This is a genomic window from Bacillus stercoris, assembly GCF_029772985.1.
GTDB lineage: Bacteria > Bacillota > Bacilli > Bacillales > Bacillaceae > Bacillus > Bacillus stercoris.
Map to the genome: position 1 here is coordinate 3,841,972 of NZ_CP121861.1, position 22,163 is coordinate 3,864,134.

Genomic DNA, 22,163 nt, shown 5'->3' on the forward strand with positions numbered 1-22,163 from the left:
ACCTCCTACCGAAGCCATTTGATGGCTTGTATCTCTGTTCCTTCCCCCGATACGGAATTTAAGCTGAATTCATCCATCAGCCTTTTGACTCCGGGAAGTCCCGCACCAAGTCCTCCAGACGTTGAAAATCCGTCTTCCATGACTTTTCGGATATCAGGAATTCCCGGCCCTTGGTCTTCCGCTATGATTTTCAGGCCCTTTTTTCCTCTGTCTGCGACCTGTTCAATTCCAATCTGCCCTTTGCCGGCATATAAATAAATATTCCTGGCTAATTCTGAAATAGCCGTTGTAATTCTAGCCTGGTCTACAGTGCCGAAACCCAGTTCTTTCGCAACGTTTCGTCCCAGCTGTCTGGCGGCTACAATATCCCATTCTGTCATGATTTTTACACAGGATTGGTCGTTCATTCGCTATTCCCCCAATTCCCGCTTCAATGTCTCAAGCCCTTGCTCTAAGTCGAGCGCTGTTTCGATTTCCTCAAGCGCGATTCCAAGTTCGATCAGCGTCACTGCCACAGCGGGCTGAATGCCGGTCAAGACAACTTTTGCCCCCATTAACTTGGACATTGTTATGACGTCGCCCAGCACTTTTGCGATAAATGAATCAATCATATCCACAGATGTCAGGTCAATGACAACGCCGTTAGCACCTGTTTCATATATTTTATTTAATAAGTCTTCTTGAAAGGTTAATGCAGTTTGGTCATCAAGTTCCCATTGAATGGACACTAATAAGCAATTATACAGTTTCAAGATCGGGATTTTTGGATGTCTCACAATGTTATTCCCCCAATGAAACGATTTTTCGATCCGTCATTTCCAACGCTGTTTGAATTCCTTTTTGCAGGGTATTCTTAGTTATAACTTGGGATAAATCAATCCCCAGGTTAACGATGGTTTGAGCAATTTCCGGGCGGATTCCGGCCAGCAGGCATTTTGCTCCGACAAGCCTTACCGCTTCTGATGCCTGAATAATATGATGGGCAACCATCGTATCGACGACAGGGACACCGGTAATGTCAATCAGCACGACTTGGGAACGGTGTTTGACAACGCCATTAAGAAGGTTTTCCATAATTCGTTTCGCGCGTTCTGTATCAATTGTTCCAACTAGCGGCATCACGGTGATATTTTCAAACACCGGAATAAGCGGTGCAGATAGCTCCTGCAACGCGATCTTTTGCAGGGATACTGTTTTTTCCCATGAGATTGAGTATTGATTAAAAATTTCTGTGTTAATCGGGCTGAAAAATCGGTCAATCTGCCAGATTAACTCCGTGCTCTCTTGATCTGGCAATCTCTTATCATTCATTTTCGTGTAGAGACGTTTCCAGAATTCAGCAAGCGCAGTAGCCAAAAACTTCAAAGAAATTCCGATTTGGACCGCTCGAAGCGCCAGTTCACTGATTTGGCTTTCAGCAGCGTTTTCGTCCTTAACAGACAGCAGCACAATGTCGATATACTCTTTAGATATATTTTCATACACTTGGTCAGTCAGCTGATAGGATTCTTGCTCGCTTAATTCTTTTAGTGTGTCAGTCCACAGTTGGAGCAGTTCATTTTGATTTTCGGCAATGAACTGGTATACAGTCTGGTTCGACATCAAATTCGCTTACCTCCCAATAAAAAACAACATATTTTTTCGTTATTTCATTATTATATCGTTTATGTTTTTTGAAAACAAAAAAAGTTGCTCTTTGTGAGCAACCTGCAAATATGTCTAAAAATCAATGAGTGCCAAACTGATTTGCAAGGCTTCATCAACCTTATCCATCATTTCATCATCCAGATGAGTAATCTTATCCGTTAACCTTTGCTTGTCAATCGTCCGAATTTGCTCCAGCAAAATAACGGAATCTCTTTCAAAACCGTAGCGTTTTGCATCGATTTCGACGTGGGTTGGTAATTTCGCTTTCTGTATTTGTGCTGTTATGGCTGCAACAATAGCAGTTGGGCTGAAGCGATTTCCGATGTCATTTTGGATCACTAAAACCGGGCGCACCCCGCCTTGCTCTGAGCCAACAACAGGAGATAAATCAGCAAAATAAACATCGCCGCGTTTCACAATCAAATGATTATCCTCCGCTGACTAAGCGCTCAACTGTCGTTTCAGCCTCGCACTCCGCAAAGTGAGCCTCAGAAGAAATATTCAGGTTGATTTTCGCCATTTCCATATAGCCGCGTCTCATCAAATCACGGTTGTGACGAGTTGTTCGTTCGCTGACATACGCTCTCACTGCTTGTGATATCAGTTCGTTTCTGCTTCGTTTCTCCCGCATCGCTACACCATCCAATTCAGCTACTAGGTTTTCGGGCAAGCTGATTTTCATTTCGGTTCTTGCGCTGGATTCAGACAAAAAACATACACCTCCACCAAACTTACGGATACGACTCTTTTATCCATCCAGTGATAATGATACCATTATTCACTCTTCAAGCAAAGCTGTTTTATAAATTCGCCATATAAGTAAGCTAATTGCTTATATTGACCTGCAACAAAGGATTTCTTACTTCCATTATACTCCCATTTTCCAAAAACATACGGGGAACGCGGGAACTTATTGTACAGGCCACTTCATAGTTAATGGTTTCGAGCCTTCCTGCAATCTCATCCATGGAAATATATTCATCTCCCTGCCGGCCTATTAATGTGACTTTTGTGCCCGGCGGATATTCCTGATCCAGCTCCACCATAAATTGGTCCATGCAAATTCGGCCGGCAATTTTTAGGCGTTTTCCCTTCACAAGGATGTCGGTCCCCTTCAATTTTCGGAGCCAGCCGTCCGCATAGCCTACAGGCACCGTCCCGATCCATGTGTCTTTTTCTGCTGTGTACTCGGCTCCGTAGCTGACGCTCTCGCCTTTTCTGATCAGTTTGACATGCGACAGCGTCGAATGCAGGGTGAATGCCGGACGCAGCTGAAACGGTATCTCGTCCGAAATGTCAGCAGACGGGCGAAGGCCATACATGCCGATGCCGAATCTGACTGCATTAAAAAAGCCTTTTTTCAGCCGAAGTCCGGCGGCGCTGTTCGCGCAGTGGACCATCAAATTCTTTAACGGCAACGGAGCAATCAGCTCTTTAAAACGCTCAAACTGCTTTAAGAAATAGCCTCTTTCTTTTTCATCTGCTGTCGCAAAATGGGTAAATACCCCTTTGCACTTTAAACGGGGGTTGCGGTCAAGAATGGCCATCACATTCTGTACTTCTTCCTCTGTTTTGACACCAAGCCTGTTCATCCCCGTATCGACCTTCAGATGAAAATGAAGAGGACCTTTTTTCGTGTGGCGGGCTGCCTCCTGAAGCCATTCAACAGAATAACCCGTTAAGGTCACGTCATACTCAGCAGCGATTGCCACATACTCCGGGGGAACCGCGCCGAGCACCAATATAGGCGCCTTCAAGCCCTTTTTACGCAGTGAAATCGCTTCATCCAAAATGGCTACGGCCAAGCATGAAGCACCTGCGTCAAGAGCAGCCTTTGCTGTTTCTGCATCACCATGCCCGTAGGCGTTTGCTTTCACAACTGCCATTAGCTGGACATGTTCACCGATATGTTCTTTCATATTGCTGACATTTTCCTTTATCGCGGACAGGTCAATTTCCGCCCACGTATCCCTGTAAAAAGGTTTTGTGCTCATTACGACACTTCCTAGCTTTTATTCAATATCATTTACATATCATACTAAAATTAAAGGCCAAAGGGAAACGATGTCTAACGAAAAAAAGGCCAAATCATGTTTGGCCTTTGGCGGTTATTTCGATGATTGTCCCTGCATGCTTTTCGCTACTGTCACCATTTCCTCTTTAGAAAGATCTTTAGAAGAGAGAAGGTAATCAACGCCGTCATATGTCCATGATAATGATGCATCCGACAAAGCGCCGATGGTGTAGCCGAGATTTACCGGTTCGCCGTTCAGCGTAACGGAGGAGGAAGCCTTGGCAATCTGGGCTTTTTCCTGAATTAACGTAAATGATTTTTCTCCTCCGTACGTCATGATGATGCGCTTCCCGTCTTCAGTAGAGATATCTTTTTCTTCAAGCAGCTTTACGCCAAGCGGCAGTTCCAGCGGCGTTTTGACCGCGAATGTATCGGAAGGCTTCGCGCTTGTGGCAACATCCATTTGAGAAAGGGTCATATTTTTCTTTTCATCAAATGATTCTTTATCAAATTGTTTATTAAATTCAAAGCTGCTGAATTCTACTTTGACCATCACTTTCCGGTCAGTATCCATCACTTTGACAGATGACGGGCTCATATCCTTTTTGTTAAATGTGATTTCTTGCGTCGGCAGCATTTTGTTATGCTGATAATTTGTTTTTGTTTCGAATACGTATTTCTTTTCTTTCGCTGTGAAAACTGCATCCGAATCGTTTTGAACATCCTTTACGAGCGATTCAAACAGGTAGACCTGACTGCTGTTGTTCGGCCAGTCGCTTTGAAATCTGAAGCTCTTATTTAAAGACGGCGTGAGAACGAATACTCCGTTTTCATTTCGTAAAATGACTTGGTTTTGGTCCTTTTTCGGATTTTCTAAATAAACCCTGTACAGAGACGGCTTTTTGTGCCAGATTTCCACATTGTATACTTGAGGCTCACTCCCTGTCTCGATGGTCATTTTCGCTTTTGCTTTGTACGAGGTGTATTCTTTCGCCTTTTCATCTAACCCGGCCACAATATCTTGCTGTGTTTTTTGCCCGCAGGCAGAAAGAATAAGAACAGCAAGCAGTCCCGTTAAAAGCAAAACAAAGCTTTTTCTCACCTTTTTCAACCCCTTTTTCTCAATTGATGTAAAAGGAAGAAATCGCTTGTTTGACTTTAACGGTACGCTCGGTACACGTTTAGGCAGAACAGATGCGTACCATAAAAGCCTCAAACAACTTGTCTCCCTTAATGCACTATCAAATATATGAGTGGGGTTTCCCTAATATGCAGACTAGCTTGACAACCTTTCAATCACAACCTGCGCGGCAGCGTATTCTTTTGTGTGAGTGATTGATACGTGAACGGCGGCCTGGCTCAGTTTGGTACAAATGATGTAGGGCTTGCCATTTTGGTCTTTCCTAATTTCAATGTCCTGAAAGCTGAGCTGCCTCCCTATACCGGTGCCAAATGCTTTCGAGAACGCTTCTTTTGCCGCGAATCTGCCTGCGAGAAATTCGATTTTTCTTTTCTCTGAAAGCTCACGATACTGGTCAAGCTCGCTTCGCGTCAAAATCCGCTCGGCAAACCTTTTCTGGCGTCCAGCCATAGAGGCGATCCGTTTAAGCTCGGTAATATCCAGTCCAATGCCGTAAATCATGTATGATAACCTCCTTTGCGCACGTACTATTTAAATGGTTTGTCTCATAAACGTGTTACTATAGATATACCAAAATGAAGAAAAGGGGCTCGGAATGTTTATACGGACTGAAAATTTTCAAACGTTTATCAGGCTTTATCCCGTTGTCACCTTTATATTGGCTTTGCAAGCTGTTCTCTGGCTGTTTTTTTCACTTCCTGTCCATTCAGTCGTTTTATGGAGGGATACTGTCGCAGGCTATAATCTAGGTGTCGCTAACGGTGAATGGTGGCGGCTGATTACACCGATTTTACTGCACGCCGGTTTCACACATCTGCTGTTTAATTCCATGTCCATCTTTTTATTTGCCCCGGCTTTGGAACGCATGCTGGGAAAAGCGCGTTTCCTTCTTGTGTACGCCGGCTCCGGCATCATCGGCAATATCGGCACGTATGTTACAGAGCCTCTTGATTACGTGCATGTCGGGGCTTCAGGCGCCATTTTCGGGCTATTCGGCGTGTACCTGTTTATGGTTCTTTTTCGCAATGAGCTAATTGGGCAGGAGCATTCCAAAATGATCCTCACCCTGCTCGCATTTGCCGTTCTCATGTCGTTTATCAACTCCAATATTAACATGATGGCTCATCTGTTTGGACTATGCGGCGGGTTTCTTCTTTCGTTTTTGTGTGTGCAAAAAAAAGAGCGGCGGTATTAACCGTCGCTTCAGATTGTTGACAAAATCCTAAAATGGTTTTCATTTTAGGATTTTGTCATCTTTTCAGCGTGATTGAAAACCCTTGAAGTCTAGGAAGGACGAGCATAGGAGCGGACATTCACAGGATGTGATGACGACGGCGTTTAGGCAGGACGCCTGAGAATTTAGCCGTTGATCCACTTCGCATTGAGCACCGATGCGCAGTCCTGACAACGAATGCGAGGGTTTGTCGACACGCTGGAGCGGCGGTATTAACCGTCCGCTTTTTCATATGAGTACCAGTTTAAAATGAAGGCTGCATCCTCTTCACCTACATCCCTCACCGTTAATTCTTCCATGTGGCTCGATGATTTCACTGAAGTAGAAATGGTATACAGGCGGCCTTTCTTTTGGAAATAGGATTGGCTGAACTTGCAAACCTGCATTCGTTTTTTGAGTACAATGGCGGTTGTTCTGCCTATAAATCTAGACGTCAGCTGCAGACGGTTCCCGTTGATTGTCCACGCAGCGTCTTTATACGCGAGATAGCCGAAAAACAATTCAATCGGAAGCAGGATGACCGACAGGTAGCCCCAGGGCTGAAAGAAAATACATAACGGAATGATCAAAAAGAGCGAAAAAATGACAGAACGGAACAAATAGCGTTTCAACGCGCGCCGCGGCAGGCGGCGGCAGTTTTCTTCCAGCGTGTATTCCGGCGTAAATGTTCGAAGCATGTGCGGAAGCTTTTTTTTATGAATCATTGGAAAGAGAATGGTCAACGCACCTTCTTCTTTTTCCCGGTCGCCGCCGCCCGCACTGACGATGGACACCGTTACAAAGCCGAAAAGCTGGCGGATGATGTTTTCTTTTATTTTAATTGCTTGAATTTTTCGCAACGGAATCGTGACTTGATGTTTTTCAATAATTCCTCTTGAAATCACCAGTTCCTGCTCTTTTTTTATGATTTGAAAGTTCGCGTATCTAAACATCATGCCCGCAATGCTGAAAATCCAGGCGATAAATAAACCGATAAAAATGAGTACCGCGTAAATACCGATGCTGGCGTGCTGAAGAAAGGAAAATTTATCGAATAACCAATCCATCGGCAATACTTCATCGAGCTGGGAAATAAGCGCAAATACAGCCGAGATAATGACTCCGATTCCGCCGGAGGTAGAAGCGGCCATGAGCAATTCTTTCGCGTTCATGCGATAGTGCTCTTGCACCTCAACGGCAGGATCTAACTCCTCCTCAGCTTCAAGCTGTTCATCACCAAGTTCATTTTCTCGTCTTTGCGCTTTTTTCTTAAAGACAGCTTCTTTGATGCGTTCAGCCTCTTCCACAGAAATAGCAGAAAGAACGGCTTCTGCCTCCTTGCCTCCGCCTGCTGTTTCAATTTGCAGCTTCACAAGCTTAAAGATTTGCTGGACAAGGCCCGCGCTCGTATTCATCGTTTGAATCCGATCAATCGATATGTATCGCTTTTTCGTCACAAATAAGCCTTCTTCGATTCTAAATTCATCATCTTCAATTCGATAGGTAAACCTTCTCCATTTGATGATGCTTGCCGCTACAAGCCAGATGAACAGCACACCGAGCGCAATGGCTCCGTAAAAACGGACAGTATGGTTTGAATTGACGATATACACAAAAAAGAATGGCAGAATGATATTTTTTATTGTTTGAATAATGGTATGGCATAAATTCAAAATGACTGCTGCCGGGTGCAGGCGTTTCGGTTCAGACATCATCGTCAGTCACCCTTGCCAGACGGGAAATGGAGTCTCTCAGTCGGTCCGCTTCCTCCATCTCTAAAGCGGGGATCGAATGAACGGTCGCAGCCGTGGAAATTTTCACCGTTGCGAGATTGTATTTTTTCAATAATGGCCCTTGCGACGTATCAACGTGCTGAACCCTGACCATCGGGACAATCACACGTGTCACCACAAAAATACCTGACTGAATATCTATTTCATGTTCATGGACTTCATATCGCCACACCTTATGGCGGACCTTCGGAATGAGAAAGACCGTCACAATCGATCCCAGCAGCCAAACTGCGCCGAGCACGCCGCTGATCCAGTACGGCCAATGAAAATAATAGCTTAACACTGCAACTGCTATGACGATAAGCAAGCAAACAGCGGATATGATGATCTCTTGAAGTCGCCAAACCTTTAATCCGTCTGGACTGATTTGGTTTTTTGGCTGCTCTCTCAAAAATACCTACCTCCCTTTTTTTCGTCGTTACTTATACGTCTCTTGTACGGAAAGGTTTCATTCTTAAGCATACATAGAAAAATGGCTTCCGTCAGCTGAAAGTTTGCTGAATCACAAATCGTAAATATAAAAAAGCCCAAAACATGATGTTTTGGGCTCTAAATCGATCAAATTAGTATGATTTTTTCTGGCGTCTGTCACCTGACGAACGGCGATCGTTTGAACGCTTTTTGTCGTAGGAAGAACGGTTGTTGCTTTTCCCTTTTCCGCCGCGGTAGCCGCCGCCTTGGCCGTCTCTGCGTTTAGAAGAGCGCTGGTTTTTGTAGCGTTTGCTGACCATCGGCGCTTCGTCTGTTAAGCGAACCGGTGTATTGTCCGGCTCTTTTGTAGACATTTTGATAGCCGCTGCAACCACAGTCACTGCATCATGATCTTCAAGCAGCTCAGCTGCCGCTGTCATGTAGAAGTTCAGGTTGTTTTCGCTGATTGCCGTACGAAGACGTTCAACTGTAACCTGCTGCTGGCCTTCTAACGCTTCATCAAGTGTAGGCTCCTTCATGCGGTCCATTTTGCGTTTTGTTGTTTGTTCAATTGCGCGAAGCATGCTTTTCTCACGCGGTGTAATAAACGTCATTGCCATACCTGTTTTTCCTGCACGGCCCGTTCTTCCGATACGGTGAACGTAGCTTTCAGGATCTTGCGGCACATCAAAGTTGTACACGTGTGTTACGCCTGAAATATCAAGTCCGCGAGCGGCAACATCAGTTGCGACAAGAACTTCGATTGCGCCTTCTTTGAATTTACGAAGCGCAACCATACGTTTCGCCTGCGTTAAGTCACCGTGAATTCCTTCAGCTGCATATCCGCGAAGGTTCAGAGCTTCAGCCAGCTCATCGACACGGCGTTTTGTACGTCCGAATACGATCGCAAGCTCAGGAGACTGAATGTCAAGAAGTCGAGTCAGTGTATCGAATTTTTTGCGTTCTTGCACTTCCAAATAGAACTGCTGAATGTTAGAAACCGTCATTTCTTTCGCTTTCACTTTTACGTGTTCCGGCTCAGTCATAAAGCGCTCTGCAATGCGTTTGATCGGTGCAGGCATCGTAGCAGAGAACAGAAGTGTCTGATGCTCGCTCGGCACGTTTGATAGGATAGATTCAATGTCGTCAATGAATCCCATGTTCAGCATTTCATCCGCTTCATCCATTACAACAGTATTTACATTGTTTAAACGAATTGTGCGGCGGTTGATGTGGTCAAGAAGACGGCCAGGTGTTCCGACAATAATATTCGGATTCTTCTTTAACGCCCGGATTTGTCGTCCAATATCCTGTCCGCCGTAAATAGGAAGAACCTTCGCACGTTTATCTTGTCCGATTTTATATAATTCTTCAGATACTTGAATGGCTAATTCACGGGTTGGCGCGATTACGATTGCTTGAATATTAGGAGACTCGGGGTTAATTTTTTCAACAAGGGGTATACCAAACGCAGCTGTTTTACCTGTACCTGTTTGCGCTTGTCCAATGACGTCTTTATTTGAAAGTCCGAGCGGTATTGTTTGTGCCTGAATCGGTGTTGCTTCTTCAAATCCCATACGATTAATTGCTTTCATGAGATCAGAACTTAAATTAAAATCTTGAAACGTTATAGTCAAATTATTCAAACTCCTTCTAATTGCTGTTTCAGTAATGTCGTGATTTACCACTTATAAAACTGCCCTTTAGACAAAAGGGACAGGATCCATCCGTATACAAAGCCCGAATTACTTTAAGTTTTATCTTACCATTACACTACTTGTTTTTCAATAAGATGAGAAGCAGATCGGCTTCTCGAATATGCCGGCTGCTGCTCCATCCGCTCCCATTTGTCCGGCGGAGAACTTTGAGTCAGCGGATGAAAAGGCCGGACGAATATGTTCGTATCGCGAAATAACCTATATATATTGTATCATAGCCGCAGCCGGCCAGATATACATAATTTCCGGCCGGCATACATTAGTGTTTGCACATCGTATGATTTTATGATGTAATATGATTTTTTCCGCAAATTATTTTCTTAAGAAAGCGGGCTCTCTATTAAATCTTTAACGATTTCTTCAAGCTTCATACCTCTGGACGCTTTGAATAAAATCAAATCGCCTTTTGATGCGTTTTCCTTCAAAGCTTGAAGGAGATCTTTTTTCTCAGTGTAGTGGCTGACACGGTCTTTCTCAAAGTGTTTCAGTGCGCCTTCCGCGATAAAAGCTCCCAGTTTTCCGTACGTAAAAACGCGGTCAATTTTTTCAGGGCTGATTACAGCGCCGCACTCTTGATGGAACGTTTCTTCAAGATCGCCGAGTTCAAGCATATCGCCGAGCACGAGCATTTTTTTGCTATAGCCTTCAAGACTTTCTGTCAATTGAATCGCAGCTTTCATGGAGGTCGGACTCGCATTATAAGCGTCATTGATTATCGAAAGGCCGCTGTCTGTTTTGATGAGTTCAAGTCTCATGCCGGTTACCCTTAGGCCGCTCAGTCCTGTCGCCGCATCCTCAGGCGTGATGCCAAAATAAGCCCCAGCAGCAATTGCAGCCATGGCGTTCATCACATTGTGCTTGCCGAGTATCGGAATAAAAAACGATGTTTCCATCCCTTTGATTGTAAAATGGGTGCCTTCCTCACTCTGGCTGACATCCTGAAGCTGATAATCATTATGTGCTCCCGTTCCGTACGTTTTCGTCCGGCAGCTGTATGCATTTTGAAGGAGCGGTTCGTCCCCGATATAAATCAGCACTCCGTCTTCTTTAAGCCCGTTAATGATTTCAAGCTTCGCCTCCGCGATACCCTCTCTAGAGCCAAGGTCTTGCATATGCGATTCGCCGATATTCGTAATCACTGCCGCATCCGGGTTTGCCAGCCGGCTCAAAAGGTCAATTTCTCCTTTGGCGCTCATTCCCATCTCCAATACGGCGATCTCCGTATTTTCAGGCATCGCTAAAACCGTCAGCGGCAGACCGATGTGATTATTGAAGTTTCCTCCTGTTTTGTGGACACGGTACCGGGTTCCCAGGACGGCGTGAATCATATCTTTCGTTGTCGTTTTGCCGTTGCTTCCGGTTACTCCGATGACACGCGTGCCAAGCTCCTGCAAATAGGCTTTTGCAAGCTGCTGAAGTGCGGTAAGGGTATCATCCACTAAAATGACGGCGTGATTCTCAGGCGGATTTGGCTCTGACCGATCCCAAAGAACGGCCGCTACACCGGCTTCAAAAGCCTGCTCCACAAAAGCGTGGCCGTCAAAACGTTCCCCTTTCAGCGGAATGAAAAGCTGATGTTGTTCCAGTTTTCTTGTATCGGTTGCCACTCCATGAATGACTGTTTGTTCATATTTCGGATTTGTCAATGTGCCATTGACCATTTCAGCAATGTTTTTTACTGTTCGCTTAATCAAGTGAGGTCCCTCTCTTTCTTTTGTATATACGGGAAAAAACACTGCCCTTTTACCGGCAGTGTCCTTCTTCATTAGAATGTATGCTTGATCAATTGTTTTTCAGCGTGGCGTTCTTTTGCAAGCTCCACAAGCTGTTCAATCAGGTCAGCGTATTCCACTCCGGCTTCTTTCCAGAGCAGCGGGAACATGCTGAAAGGTGTAAAGCCAGGCATTGTGTTGACTTCATTGATCAGAACTTCGCCGTCAGCTGTCAGGAAAAAGTCCGCTCTGACGAGTCCTGAACCATCGATCGCTTTAAACGCTTTGATCGCCATATCACTGATTGTTGCGTATTCCTCTTCGGTGACAATCGCCGGAATCATCAGATCAGTATCTCCATCCTCATATTTCGCTTTGTAATCGTAGAAATCCGTCTTCGGTGCGATTTCTCCCACAACAGAGCATTTAGGATCGTCATTTCCAAGAACGCCGATTTCGATCTCGCGGCCGTTGATGCCTTCTTCGACGACGACTTTGCGGTCATATTGGAAAGCAAGCTCAAACGCTTTTTGCAGTTCTTCACGGTTTCGGCATTTGCTGATTCCGACACTTGAACCAAGGTTTGCCGGTTTTACGAAGCAAGGGTAGCCTAGTTCCTGTTCAACCTGCTCACAGCATTCTTTCGGAGAACGAGTCCAATCCTTCTTACGGAAAGCTGCGTATTTAGCTTGAGCAAGGCCGGCCTGCGCGAATAAATGTTTCATAACGACTTTATCCATGCCAGCTGAGGAAGCAAGCACTCCGTTGCCGACATAAGGAATGTTCAAAAGCTCGAGCATTCCTTGGATCGTACCGTCTTCTCCGTTCGGTCCGTGGAGGAGCGGGAATACGACGTCGATTGCTTCATTTTGCTGTGACGCTTCCTGCGGAAACATCTCCTGGTTCAGGGCAGCTGGAGAAAAAGCACTGCCTCCTTGCTCAAATTGAAGCATTTTCACATTTGAAACAGGCTCAGTTAAACGGGCGCCTCTTACCCATTCGCCTTTTTCTGTTATATAAATCGGATGTATATCAAACTTCTCAGTATTTAGCGCTTTGATTACAGCCAGAGCTGTCTGCAGGGAAACATTATGTTCTGCCGACTTTCCTCCGTACACTAATCCTAGACTTGTTTTCAATGGATACTCCCCCCACTACAATTCATCTTTACTATCTTATCACTTTCACAAGAAAATGATCTAATTATTTTTGGGCATGCTGATGTTGAATGCATTTGTATGTAATTCCTTTTTATTTTATATTAAAATGGCATTGAAAAGGAGATGTGACATATGAAAAAAATCACAACGAACGAACAATTTAATGAACTGATTCAATCTGATAAAGAAATCATTGTAAAGTTTTATGCTGATTGGTGCCCAGACTGCACACGCATGAATATGTTCATCGGCGATATTTTGGAAGAATATAATCAAAACGACTGGTATGAGCTGAATAAGGACGAGCTTCCTGACTTGGCTGAAAAATACCAAGTGATGGGCATTCCCAGCCTGCTTATCTTCAAAAACGGTGAAAAAACAGCTCATCTTCACAGCGCCAATGCCAAAACGCCTGAAGAAGTGACTGAATTTTTATCTGAACATATAAGCTAATTCGTTAAACAGCCTTATTTTATGTCGTCGGGCTCTACATGAACATGAACATGAGTGACATCGTGTTCATGTTTTATTTTGTCTTCTACTTCATCAGCCACTCCATGACCTTCTTCTACTGTAAGCTTCGGATCAACCGTAATGACCATTTCGATATGAACTGTGCTGCCTAAATACCTCGCTTTCACATCCTTTAAGCGATGCACATTTCCGATCCTCGCGACGGTTTGTCTGTAAGGCTCAAGATCTTTTAAATGGAAGCCGTCTGTTAAAGAATGTGAAGCGTCTTTAAAGATATCCCACGCCGTTTTGCAAATGATGATGCCGATGATAAAAGCCGTTACCGGATCAATCCACGGCAGCTGCAGCTGGGACGAAAAAACACCGACAAACGCGCCGGCACTTACAAAAGCGTCTGACCTGCTGTCCTTTGCCGCTGCCATCAGGGCAGAGCTTTTAATGGACGCTGCCAGCCTTTTGTTATATACATAGATGCCATACATAAACACAGCACTGCCTAACGCCGTCCATGCCGCGATAAGATTTGGCGTTTCCGTTGTGCCACCCGCAATCGCTTTTCCTCCGCCGATTAACACTTCAATGCCGACTGCCATCATAATAAAAGACGCAATAAGAGACGAAATTGTTTCAGCCCGATAATGGCCGTATGGATGATCGCTGTCAGCCGGCCTTTGGGAAATCCGCAATCCTATGAACACCGCTAAGGACGCAACAATATCTGTTCCATTATTTAACCCGTCTGCTCTCAGCGCTTCAGAATGATATAGAATCCCAATGACTAGCTTCACAACAGCAAGGATGACATATGCAAAAATATTGAGGAGCGCCCCTTTTTCTCCCTTTTTCAGATTTTCTGTCCGCTCCATTGTATACCAGCCTCCATTCTATTACATAGTATGGTTCAAAACATGAAAAATAGCAGAACTGCGTTCAATGAAGCGGGACATTTCGACAGCAAATATTGCCCGGGAAACTTTTTGTCGATTTGTTGAATGTTTGTAAATTGGCAAAGAATAGGACTGTTTTCATCTTTACAGGCTATTGCGGGCATTGTATACTGAAGTTAATTGATAATGATTATCAATATCGTTTGATTGGAGGTTGGTGACACAATGACACCTCAGTCTGCAGAAATCAGAAAAAAACAGCTCATTCATCTGTTAATACAGAATGGTATATACAAAAAGTCAAAGCGTCATCTGTATGAATTGTCGCTGACGGAGTTAGAAAGTGAATACAAACATGTCAGGAGGGCGCCGGAGCATGCCGAAGCGTAAAATAAAAACTTACCAACAGCTGATCCAGGAAAACAAAGAGGCGATTATGGGCAATCCAAAGCTGATGAATGTTATTTATGACAGGATCGACCGCAAGCATCAAAAAAATCTGCAAGAGCAAAACAATACATAAAAAGAGCCGGAAAGGCTCTTTTTTTTATGACTCAAACGCTTCTGCTGCCAGGGTGTGTATCACGGCGTCATCCATCGGCGGGTTATGGAGACCGGCGCGTACATCACGGTAATAGCGCTGAAGCGGGTTGGTTCGTTCAAGGCTTTTGGCTCCGACAATTCTCATCGCTTTATCAACAACAGACAACGCAGCGTTTGTGACGATATGTTTCGCTGCACCGAGCTCGCTTGTCAAATGTGGACGCCGTTCCGGATCGTCATATAATTGAGCGATATGGAAAAGAAAGTGTCTGGCATTAAGCAGTTCAAGCTCCATTTCACCTGTCCTTTGCTGTACGGCCGGGACATTCTTGATCGGTCCCTTCAAACTGTTTGGAGAATACTCAGAGGCAAATTGCACTGCATAGTCACGCGCAGCTTGTGCCACACCAAGATAAATCGCCGGAATGTGAAGCAGCCAGCCATTCGGCTTAGCTCCACGAGGCCCTTGAAGCAATTCAACCAGCTTATTCTCTTCAAGCATGACTTCGTTCAGTACAAGATCATGGCTCCCTGTCGCCCGCATCGCCATCATATCCCACGTTTCTTCAATCGACAAACCGGGATCATCTTTATGAATGAGAAACACGCCTGTTGTTTGTTTGTCTTCAATCCATGCGGTTACTAAAAAATAATCCAGTGCTTGTGACATCGTCGTAAAGGTTTTTCTTCCGTTCACTGCCCATTTGCCATCCTTTTTGACGGCATTTGTACCCGGACGCCCTCCTCTCGTCGGGCTTCCGGTTTTCGCTTCAGTCGCCGCCCTGTTAATGACGGCTCCGTTTTGGACTTCCTTGGCAACAAATGCAAATACGTCTTCATCCCAGCTGTTTCCTTCTCCAAGCTCCCCGATTACGCTCAAATGCCAGCCGATGCTAAGAGCCGCAGGAGCATCTCCCCGTGCAAGCCGTTCTTGAAACAAGAGCATTTCGTAAACAGAAATGCCCCCTCCGCCATGAGAAGCTGGCAATGTTAATGCCGTATAGCCAGCATCACGCAGTTTTTGTATTTTCTCCACAGGAAAACGTCCCTGTTCGTCATCTTCAGCAGCAGTTTGCTGAAATTCATCCGCAATCCGTCCGATTTTCTCCATCCATTGCCGCTGTTGATCGTTTTGTATAAATAATGACATCCGGCAGCCCCCCAAGTTTTAATTCCGATAAATTTAATATGTATTATAGATTTCCTGCCATTTTTCCGCAACTGTTAATCTTTTTGTCCAGTATAGAAAAACACGCCGTTCCCCTAGGGAACAGCGCGATTACACAGGATTTGCATCCCGGTCTTGTTTCATGCCGAGATAAATCAGCATATATGTCAGGTAACCCATTGTCATCACCAGGCCGCCAAAGAAAAAGCTTGAGAAAATCGGCTCTTCAAAAGCGGTCACTGCAGCCAACACAATCCAGCTGGCATACAGATAGATGATAAAATAGCGAATGCCCGTCTTCATTTTATATATCATGTACAGCCCCACGAGAGAAAACAACCCTAGCGCGAGTCTGAAATAAACAAGATGTTCAAACTGAAACATGAATGACACAAATGAGAATCCAAGCAGCAATACGATCGGTAAAGCGGTAATAAAGTTCCTCAATCGAGACACCTCCGTCAGTACCTTTAGTATAAACCAAAATATCAAATGATATTGATTTACGTGAGCTTTTTCACAAAAATGTCATTCCTTGCCTTTAGACCCGAACATCCCGTTTACAGAAGCACCACCAGCCAACGACGATGAAGAATATCGCGTGTATGATGAGAATCCCAATTGAAAACAATGGCGTCATGCCTGAAAACAACGCTGTCTCTCCGCTTCTGTATTGTGTAAAGTCAGTGTTCGCAAAAAGCAAAAAGCTTCCCCACTTGTTTTCAAACAACTTCATGAGCTGAACAAGTGTACTCGCTCCGTATAAAACGACAAAGGAAACAACAACTGCTACCGCGCTATTTCGGAACAGCGAAGAACAAAGCAGGCCGAATAATCCCATCATCACGGCTTCAAGCCAGTTTGATCCGATCAGCGCCAAGGTGTTGATCAGCAATGTCTGTGATTCAGAGGTCACGGATGTGCCAAAAAACACGAGACCGAATAATAAAGCCAAAATGTAGTATGCCACATACAAATAAAAGCTGACCATTACGACTGTGATTAATTTTGACCAAAAAACCTTTTGGCGTTTAACCGGACGAATGAGCAAAAATTTGATCGTCTTTTTATCAAATTCCATCGAAATAATTGTCGCAGCAATCACGATCGTTAAGGCCTGCAGCAAAATGTTCAGGCTCGGTGTATACGATAAATAACCGATGAAGTTTTCATCTGTCCCGGCACTGACGACAATCCGTTTAATGATCAATGCCATGAAGAATTGGAAGACAGCCATCAGGATCAGAGAAACCAAAGTGACCTTCCGATTAAAAAGTTTCATATGTTCATTCCAAATTAATTTAGACAAGCTCTTCTCCCTCCTCTTGATGAGCAGTCGTCGCTTTTATAAATTCGTCTTCCAGTGATTGCGTGTAAGGCGTAATGGAAAATACATTCAGACCTTGTCCGACAAGTGATCGGTTCAGCTCCGGAATGTTTTCTTTTGCCACCTCAACTACAATCGTCCCAGCTTGGCGCTCAGTTTGATATTGATTGCCTGTCAGCCAATTGAGCGCTTTTTCTTGCGGCTGCACTTCTATAATCGCTTTTTCTGTGGTTTGACCAGTTCCTTGTAAGCTGACTTCCGCTTTGATCTCACCCTTTTGAATGATGATGACACGGTCGCACAGATCTTCAACCTCGCGCAATAAATGAGTGGCGAACAGGACTGCTGTTCCTTCCACTTCTGCGAGCTCCTTAATATGATCGCGAAAATCCTTCATCCCCGCAGGATCGAGGCCGTTTGTCGGTTCATCTAGAATGAGAAGCTTCGGCCGGTGAAGAATTGCCTGGGCTATTCCCAGACGCTGCCGCATTCCAAGGGAATAGGTTTTCACCTTATCATGAATCGCTGACGTCAGCCCGACACGCTCCACCACTTCATCAAGCCGTTCATCCGCTATTTTTTTGTGCATATTCGCAAAGTGCTTGAGGTTTTCCCAGCCTGTCAGGTACGGATAGAACTCAGGGTTCTCAACGATCGCTCCAACCGCTTCCATCGCTTTTTCAAACTCTGTATCATGCTGGAATCCGCTGATTGTCACGCTTCCGCTGTTTTGTTTTAGCAGCCCGACGATGATACGGATAAGTGTTGTTTTTCCGGAACCATTCGGACCGAGCAGACCGATGATTTCACCCTCCATGACGTCCATGCTGATCTGTTTTAAAATCGCTTTAGACCCAATCTTTTTATCGAGGCCTTCAATATGTAAAATCGGCTCAGCCATAAAGCCTTCCTCCTTTTTCAACCAAAAATAAACAGTGCCCAAAATTAGGCACTGTTTGTATTATAGCATTTGTTGCTTCCAAATGTTTGGTTAAACCGATAGAGTCGGCGCTTGCTCAGTCTGCTTATTCTTTTCGGTTTCTGTAATGATGACAGCGCAGGCCGCGTCACCTGTTGTGTTCACCACTGTACGGAGCATATCAAGCAAGCGGTCAATTCCAAGAATCAATCCGATTCCCTCGACAGGCAGGCCGACAGATTGAAGCACCATGGCTAGCATAATCAAACCGACTCCCGGAACACCAGCGGTTCCGACACTTGCCAGCACAGCCGTCAGTATTACCATCAGCAGCTGCGTGAATGTCAGATCATGCCCGAACACCTGCGCGATGAAGACGGTGGCTACCCCTTGCATGATGGCTGTTCCGTCCATATTAATTGTCGCACCGAGCGGCTGGACGAAGCTGCTGATTGGCTCAGGCACTTTTAATTTTTTCTGGGCCACATCCATAGATACCGGGAGTGTCGCATTGCTGCTGGAGGTACTGAACGCCACAACCATAACCTCTGAGAAATCTTTAAAGAACGTGATCGGATTTCTTCTAGCTAGAAGCGCTACTGTAGATCCGTAGGTAACGACTGCATGTATCAGCAATGCAACGGTTACCACAACCATGTACAATCCCATCGCTTTCATTGCACTGAATCCTTGGCTTCCGATAGCTGTCGCAATCAGACCGAATGTACCATACGGAGCGAACTTCATGACAAGATTCACCAAGTACATCATCAATTCATTTCCTTGTTCAACGACTTTGAGAAGCATATCCGCTTTTTTTCCGAGCATTGTAATCCCAAGTCCGACAAAAATGGCAAAAGCAATAATTTGCAGCATATTTCCTTCCGTCATCGCTTGAACAGGGTTGGTCGGAATAATGTTTAACAGAGTGTCTGCAATGCTTGGGGCTTTTTCAGCAGTGAATTCGGCAGATGAAGTATCATACGTTCCGAACTCTCCCGGTTTGATGACAAGAGCTAAAATGATGGCAATCGTAATCGCGACTGCAGTCGTGATGAGAAAATAAGAAATGGCTTTCACGCCGATTCTGCCAAGCTTCTTAGGATCGCCCAGCCCGGCTACTCCCAGCGTCAGTGAGAAAAAGACAATCGGAACGACAAGCATTTTAATGAGGTTTAAAAAGATGGTGCCTAGAGGACCAAATACAAACTTATTTAAATTTTCAAATAATTCAGGTGATGTTACGTTAAGAATAATCCCCGTTACAGCACCCAGCACCAATGCAATGATAATCTTTGTAGCCAGCTTCATCCGCATTCCTCCCTCTTTTGAAAAAAGCCCGCGAGAGACTCCCGCGGGCTTTGGCTATACAATCAAACCACAGGACTCTCTCTTCACGCTGATGAGGTTAGCTGACGGGTTCGGACGAAGAGATGTCCGTTTTTCAGATGAAAAATTAACCCCAAAAGATCGGGTCCCCCACTCCTTGTTATAGGATTAAGCGTGTGGCTTACTATTATATGATCTATTTTATTTATACAGAAAAGATCCAATTTTGTAAACTATTTTTTGTTACTTTTTTCTCTGGATCTTTTAGGTCGATCCTCCTTGTTGGTGACATCAAGAATATCAAGGAGAAATACAAAGATCGGAATCCCGATAATTAAGCCCCAAATGCCGAAAAAATGTTCAGAGAAAATGAGTACTGTGAAGGTGAAAAAGATTGGCAGCTCAGTTTTCGCAGACATCAGCTTTGGATTTAAGAAATAGGTTTCGATCGCATGAATGGCGAATATGACTAGCACAATGTAAAGCACATACATTCCGCCGCCAGTGCTGTAGGCGATAATGCTGAGCGGAATTAGGGAAATGACGACGCCTGCCACAGGGATCAGTCCAAGGAAGAACACCATAATAGACAGCCCAAACAGCTGCGGGAAGTGCATAATCCAAAGCGCGATAAACGTCAGAATACAATTGACGAGCGCAATGATAAATTGTGCCTCAAGCACCTTGCCGAACGTTCTGGCAAATTTGCTTCCGAAAAAAGCAATTTCCTCATAAAAGACCCTCAGTTTGCTCGTTTTAAATTTCGCCATGAATTCAGAAAGGCGTTTTTTCTCAAATAAGAAAAACATGCTGAGGATAAGCGCCATCACGACCTGCAAACCGAATGTGCTGATATCGGCCAGATACGTATACACTACATTGAAGCCCTCTTTGACATATGAACTGATGTTGATATCTCCGAAAACACTGGTGATCTCATCAAAGAAAGGGATGCTGTCAGGGTGATACGCAATATGTTTAATCTGCTTAACCAGCTGCTGGATCTGCGCGGCGACGACCGGATAAAATACAAAACCTCCGACTGTTAGCAGCACAGCAAGCAGCATGTAAAGAAACGTAATGACAACCCGCTGGCTTACGCGGAAGAACTGGCTTACAAACTGCCGCACGACAAGCTCCAAACGATCCATTAAAAACGTGAAAATGAAGGTAAGCAATATTAAGTTGATCATGCTCTTAAATAGATATAACACACCAGTTAACACGACAAAGATGGAGAAACGTCTTACTCCCGGGTGCTGAAAAAATTTAACTAAAGCGGCCATTTATACACTCCTGTTAGGACAAACGTCCTTCATTCAATATAGTATCCATTTGTAAATTATATAACAAAAAAATGCTGAGGTCTCTGTCCTTACCTTAATAATTCTTAAACAATTAAAAAAACGGCCCATGAATGGGCCGTTCTTTTTTCAAACTGCTGTTTTCATTTTTTTCATGCCTTCAACAGCCTCTACTCTTTTTGCTTCATCAAATTCATTTTCGCTTTTTGCAACAATGATCGTGGCGATTCCGTTTCCGATCAGGTTCACAATGGCTCTTCCTTCACTCATGAAACGGTCGACACCAAGCAGGAGTGCAAGGCCCTCCAGCGGAATGACCTGAAGCGCTGACAGCGTTGAGGCAAGGACGATAAATCCGCTCCCCGTCACACCTGCCGCTCCCTTCGATGTCAGCATCAGCACGAGGATAATCGTAATTTGCTGGCCGATGCTGAGGTCTACTCCAAACACCTGTGCCAAAAAGACCGTCGCCATTGATAAATAAATGGATGTGCCGTCGAGGTTAAATGAATAGCCCGTCGGAATCACAAGCCCGACAACGGATTTGGAACAGCCGTAGCGCTCCATTTTATCCATCATACGCGGAAGCACCGATTCGGAAGAGCTTGTGCCAAGCACGATCAGAAGCTCATCTTTAATGAAGCGCAGGTAATTCCACAGGCTGAATCCGTAAAGCTTGCAGATGATATTTAAAGCAACAAATACGAACAGGAACATCGTAATATAAACAGACATCATTAAGCTTGCCAGCGGTTTGATGGAATCGAGACCGAAGTGCCCGATCGTATACGCCATCGCCCCAAATGCCCCGATTGGCGCAGCTCGCATAATGTAGCCGATAATTTTGAAAAAGACGTGAGAAACCTTGTCGAAGAAATCAATGACGCTTTTCCCTTTTTCACCTAATGCCGCAAGACCGACTCCGAAAAGAATAGAAAAGAATAAGACCTGCAAAATGTCCCCTTTTGCGAAGGCATCAACCATGTTGGACGGAACAATGTGTGTCACAAATTCAATCCAGTCGATTCCCTGACCGCCATTTTGCGTGTATTGTGATACATCTCCCTTTTCAAGCTTGCTGTAATCAAGACCCGCACCCGGCTTCATGATGTTGACGACAAATAAACCGATAATGAGTGCGAGGGTGGTGACAACCTCAAAATAGATAAACGCTTTTCCCCCTACTTTTCCAACCTTCTTCATATCGCCCATTTTTGCAATCCCGAGAACGATTGTGAAGAAAATGATTGGTGCGATCACCATTTTAACAGCGTTGATAAATGTATCGCCAAGCGGTTTCATTTCTTTGCCGACATCCGGCCAGACCAGCCCGACAATGACCCCGATGATGACCGCGGTTATGACCTGAACTGTTAAATTTTTAAACAGTTTCATCTCCTTCA

At 44.7% G+C, this 22,163-nt stretch carries 25 protein-coding genes and 1 riboswitch; of the genes, 4 read left to right on the plus strand and 21 right to left on the minus strand.

Annotation, left to right across the window (positions count from 1 at the left end; all coding sequences use genetic code 11):
- Positions 1-5 precede the first annotated feature (5 nt).
- The 8 genes from rsbT to acpS form a co-directional block, all read right to left on the minus strand.
- Positions 6-407, minus strand: a complete 402-nt coding sequence (rsbT, locus tag QA442_RS19925; RefSeq protein WP_003240352.1) for a serine/threonine-protein kinase RsbT — start codon at positions 405-407, stop codon at positions 6-8.
- Positions 408-410: 3 nt separating this feature from the next.
- Positions 411-776 (minus strand): RsbT antagonist protein RsbS, encoded by a 366-nt coding sequence (gene rsbS, locus QA442_RS19930; RefSeq protein ID WP_003225190.1) that lies wholly within the window; start codon positions 774-776, stop codon positions 411-413.
- A 4-nt stretch (positions 777-780) separates the two neighbouring features.
- Complete coding sequence (rsbRA, locus tag QA442_RS19935) at positions 781-1,605, minus strand: RsbT co-antagonist protein RsbRA (RefSeq protein WP_095432088.1); 825 nt, start codon at positions 1,603-1,605, stop codon at positions 781-783.
- A 114-nt stretch (positions 1,606-1,719) separates the two neighbouring features.
- The gene (ndoA, locus tag QA442_RS19940; RefSeq protein ID WP_003156187.1) at positions 1,720-2,070 is read right to left on the minus strand and encodes a type II toxin-antitoxin system endoribonuclease NdoA; all 351 of its coding nucleotides are present in this window, start codon (positions 2,068-2,070) and stop codon (positions 1,720-1,722) included.
- 4 nt (positions 2,071-2,074) lie between these two features.
- Positions 2,075-2,356, minus strand: a complete 282-nt coding sequence (gene endB / locus QA442_RS19945; RefSeq protein WP_003225183.1) for a type II toxin-antitoxin system antitoxin EndoAI — start codon at positions 2,354-2,356, stop codon at positions 2,075-2,077.
- Positions 2,357-2,471: 115 nt separating this feature from the next.
- Entirely contained in the window at positions 2,472-3,641 is a 1,170-nt protein-coding gene (gene alr / locus QA442_RS19950; protein WP_095432089.1) for an alanine racemase, read from the minus strand.
- Positions 3,642-3,755: 114 nt separating this feature from the next.
- Complete coding sequence (locus QA442_RS19955) at positions 3,756-4,772, minus strand: LolA family protein (RefSeq protein ID WP_003234282.1); 1,017 nt, start codon at positions 4,770-4,772, stop codon at positions 3,756-3,758.
- Between the two features lie 165 nt (positions 4,773-4,937).
- Entirely contained in the window at positions 4,938-5,303 is a 366-nt protein-coding gene (gene acpS / locus QA442_RS19960) for a holo-ACP synthase (protein WP_069839917.1), read from the minus strand.
- 94 nt (positions 5,304-5,397) lie between these two features.
- Between acpS and QA442_RS19965 the strand changes: the two genes are divergently transcribed.
- The gene (locus QA442_RS19965) at positions 5,398-5,997 is read left to right on the plus strand and encodes a rhomboid family intramembrane serine protease (RefSeq protein WP_095432090.1); all 600 of its coding nucleotides are present in this window, start codon (positions 5,398-5,400) and stop codon (positions 5,995-5,997) included.
- A 251-nt stretch (positions 5,998-6,248) separates the two neighbouring features.
- On the opposite strand, the gene QA442_RS19970 is transcribed toward QA442_RS19965, so the two are convergent.
- The 5 genes from QA442_RS19970 to QA442_RS19990 form a co-directional block, all read right to left on the minus strand.
- Positions 6,249-7,730, minus strand: a complete 1,482-nt coding sequence (locus tag QA442_RS19970; RefSeq protein WP_095432091.1) for a PH domain-containing protein — start codon at positions 7,728-7,730, stop codon at positions 6,249-6,251.
- A complete protein-coding gene (locus QA442_RS19975; RefSeq protein ID WP_014662848.1) occupies positions 7,720-8,199 on the minus strand; it encodes a PH domain-containing protein in 480 nt (159 codons plus the stop codon). The genes QA442_RS19970 and QA442_RS19975 overlap by 11 nt, the downstream gene beginning before the upstream one ends.
- A gap of 172 nt (positions 8,200-8,371) precedes the next feature.
- Positions 8,372-9,856, minus strand: coding sequence for a degradosome RNA helicase CshA (gene cshA, locus QA442_RS19980; RefSeq protein WP_040084118.1), 1,485 nt, complete (start codon positions 9,854-9,856; stop codon positions 8,372-8,374).
- A 401-nt stretch (positions 9,857-10,257) separates the two neighbouring features.
- The gene (locus QA442_RS19985) at positions 10,258-11,631 is read right to left on the minus strand and encodes a UDP-N-acetylmuramoyl-tripeptide--D-alanyl-D-alanine ligase (protein ID WP_095432101.1); all 1,374 of its coding nucleotides are present in this window, start codon (positions 11,629-11,631) and stop codon (positions 10,258-10,260) included.
- A gap of 71 nt (positions 11,632-11,702) precedes the next feature.
- Positions 11,703-12,788 carry a D-alanine--D-alanine ligase gene (locus tag QA442_RS19990; protein WP_095432092.1) on the minus strand — a complete coding sequence of 362 codons (1,086 nt, stop codon included), beginning with the start codon at positions 12,786-12,788 and terminating at the stop codon, positions 11,703-11,705.
- A gap of 153 nt (positions 12,789-12,941) precedes the next feature.
- Between QA442_RS19990 and QA442_RS19995 the strand changes: the two genes are divergently transcribed.
- Positions 12,942-13,262, plus strand: a complete 321-nt coding sequence (locus QA442_RS19995) for a thioredoxin family protein (RefSeq protein WP_003234326.1) — start codon at positions 12,942-12,944, stop codon at positions 13,260-13,262.
- A gap of 14 nt (positions 13,263-13,276) precedes the next feature.
- Here QA442_RS19995 and QA442_RS20000 read toward each other — a convergent pair whose 3' ends face one another.
- The gene (locus QA442_RS20000; protein WP_095432093.1) at positions 13,277-14,149 is read right to left on the minus strand and encodes a cation diffusion facilitator family transporter; all 873 of its coding nucleotides are present in this window, start codon (positions 14,147-14,149) and stop codon (positions 13,277-13,279) included.
- 246 nt (positions 14,150-14,395) lie between these two features.
- On the opposite strand from QA442_RS20000, the gene QA442_RS20005 reads away from it, so the two are divergent.
- The gene (locus QA442_RS20005; protein ID WP_003225157.1) at positions 14,396-14,560 is read left to right on the plus strand and encodes a Fur-regulated basic protein FbpA; all 165 of its coding nucleotides are present in this window, start codon (positions 14,396-14,398) and stop codon (positions 14,558-14,560) included.
- Positions 14,514-14,693 (plus strand): Fur-regulated basic protein FbpB, encoded by a 180-nt coding sequence (fbpB, locus tag QA442_RS20010; RefSeq protein ID WP_080478162.1) that lies wholly within the window; start codon positions 14,514-14,516, stop codon positions 14,691-14,693. Before QA442_RS20005 ends, fbpB begins: the two co-directional genes overlap by 47 nt.
- A 24-nt stretch (positions 14,694-14,717) precedes the next feature.
- On the opposite strand, the gene QA442_RS20015 is transcribed toward fbpB, so the two are convergent.
- From QA442_RS20015 to dctP, 7 genes are all read right to left on the minus strand, one after another.
- Positions 14,718-15,863 (minus strand): acyl-CoA dehydrogenase family protein, encoded by a 1,146-nt coding sequence (locus QA442_RS20015; RefSeq protein ID WP_069148989.1) that lies wholly within the window; start codon positions 15,861-15,863, stop codon positions 14,718-14,720.
- A gap of 129 nt (positions 15,864-15,992) precedes the next feature.
- Positions 15,993-16,328: a hypothetical protein gene (locus QA442_RS20020; protein ID WP_003225151.1), complete on the minus strand. Its 336-nt coding sequence runs from the start codon at positions 16,326-16,328 to the stop codon at positions 15,993-15,995.
- A 94-nt stretch (positions 16,329-16,422) separates the two neighbouring features.
- Positions 16,423-17,163, minus strand: a complete 741-nt coding sequence (locus QA442_RS20025; protein ID WP_231560786.1) for a DUF2705 family protein — start codon at positions 17,161-17,163, stop codon at positions 16,423-16,425.
- A 19-nt stretch (positions 17,164-17,182) separates the two neighbouring features.
- Positions 17,183-18,109 (minus strand): ABC transporter ATP-binding protein, encoded by a 927-nt coding sequence (locus tag QA442_RS20030; RefSeq protein ID WP_095432094.1) that lies wholly within the window; start codon positions 18,107-18,109, stop codon positions 17,183-17,185.
- 90 nt (positions 18,110-18,199) lie between these two features.
- Positions 18,200-19,438: a dicarboxylate/amino acid:cation symporter gene (locus QA442_RS20035; RefSeq protein ID WP_041521244.1), complete on the minus strand. Its 1,239-nt coding sequence runs from the start codon at positions 19,436-19,438 to the stop codon at positions 18,200-18,202.
- A gap of 72 nt (positions 19,439-19,510) precedes the next feature.
- A riboswitch (cyclic di-AMP (ydaO/yuaA leader) is annotated at positions 19,511-19,641 on the minus strand.
- A gap of 48 nt (positions 19,642-19,689) precedes the next feature.
- Complete coding sequence (locus QA442_RS20040; protein ID WP_014662839.1) at positions 19,690-20,742, minus strand: AI-2E family transporter; 1,053 nt, start codon at positions 20,740-20,742, stop codon at positions 19,690-19,692.
- A gap of 147 nt (positions 20,743-20,889) precedes the next feature.
- Complete coding sequence (dctP, locus tag QA442_RS20045) at positions 20,890-22,155, minus strand: C4-dicarboxylate transporter DctP (RefSeq protein ID WP_095432095.1); 1,266 nt, start codon at positions 22,153-22,155, stop codon at positions 20,890-20,892.
- Between the last annotated feature and the right edge of the window lie 8 nt (positions 22,156-22,163).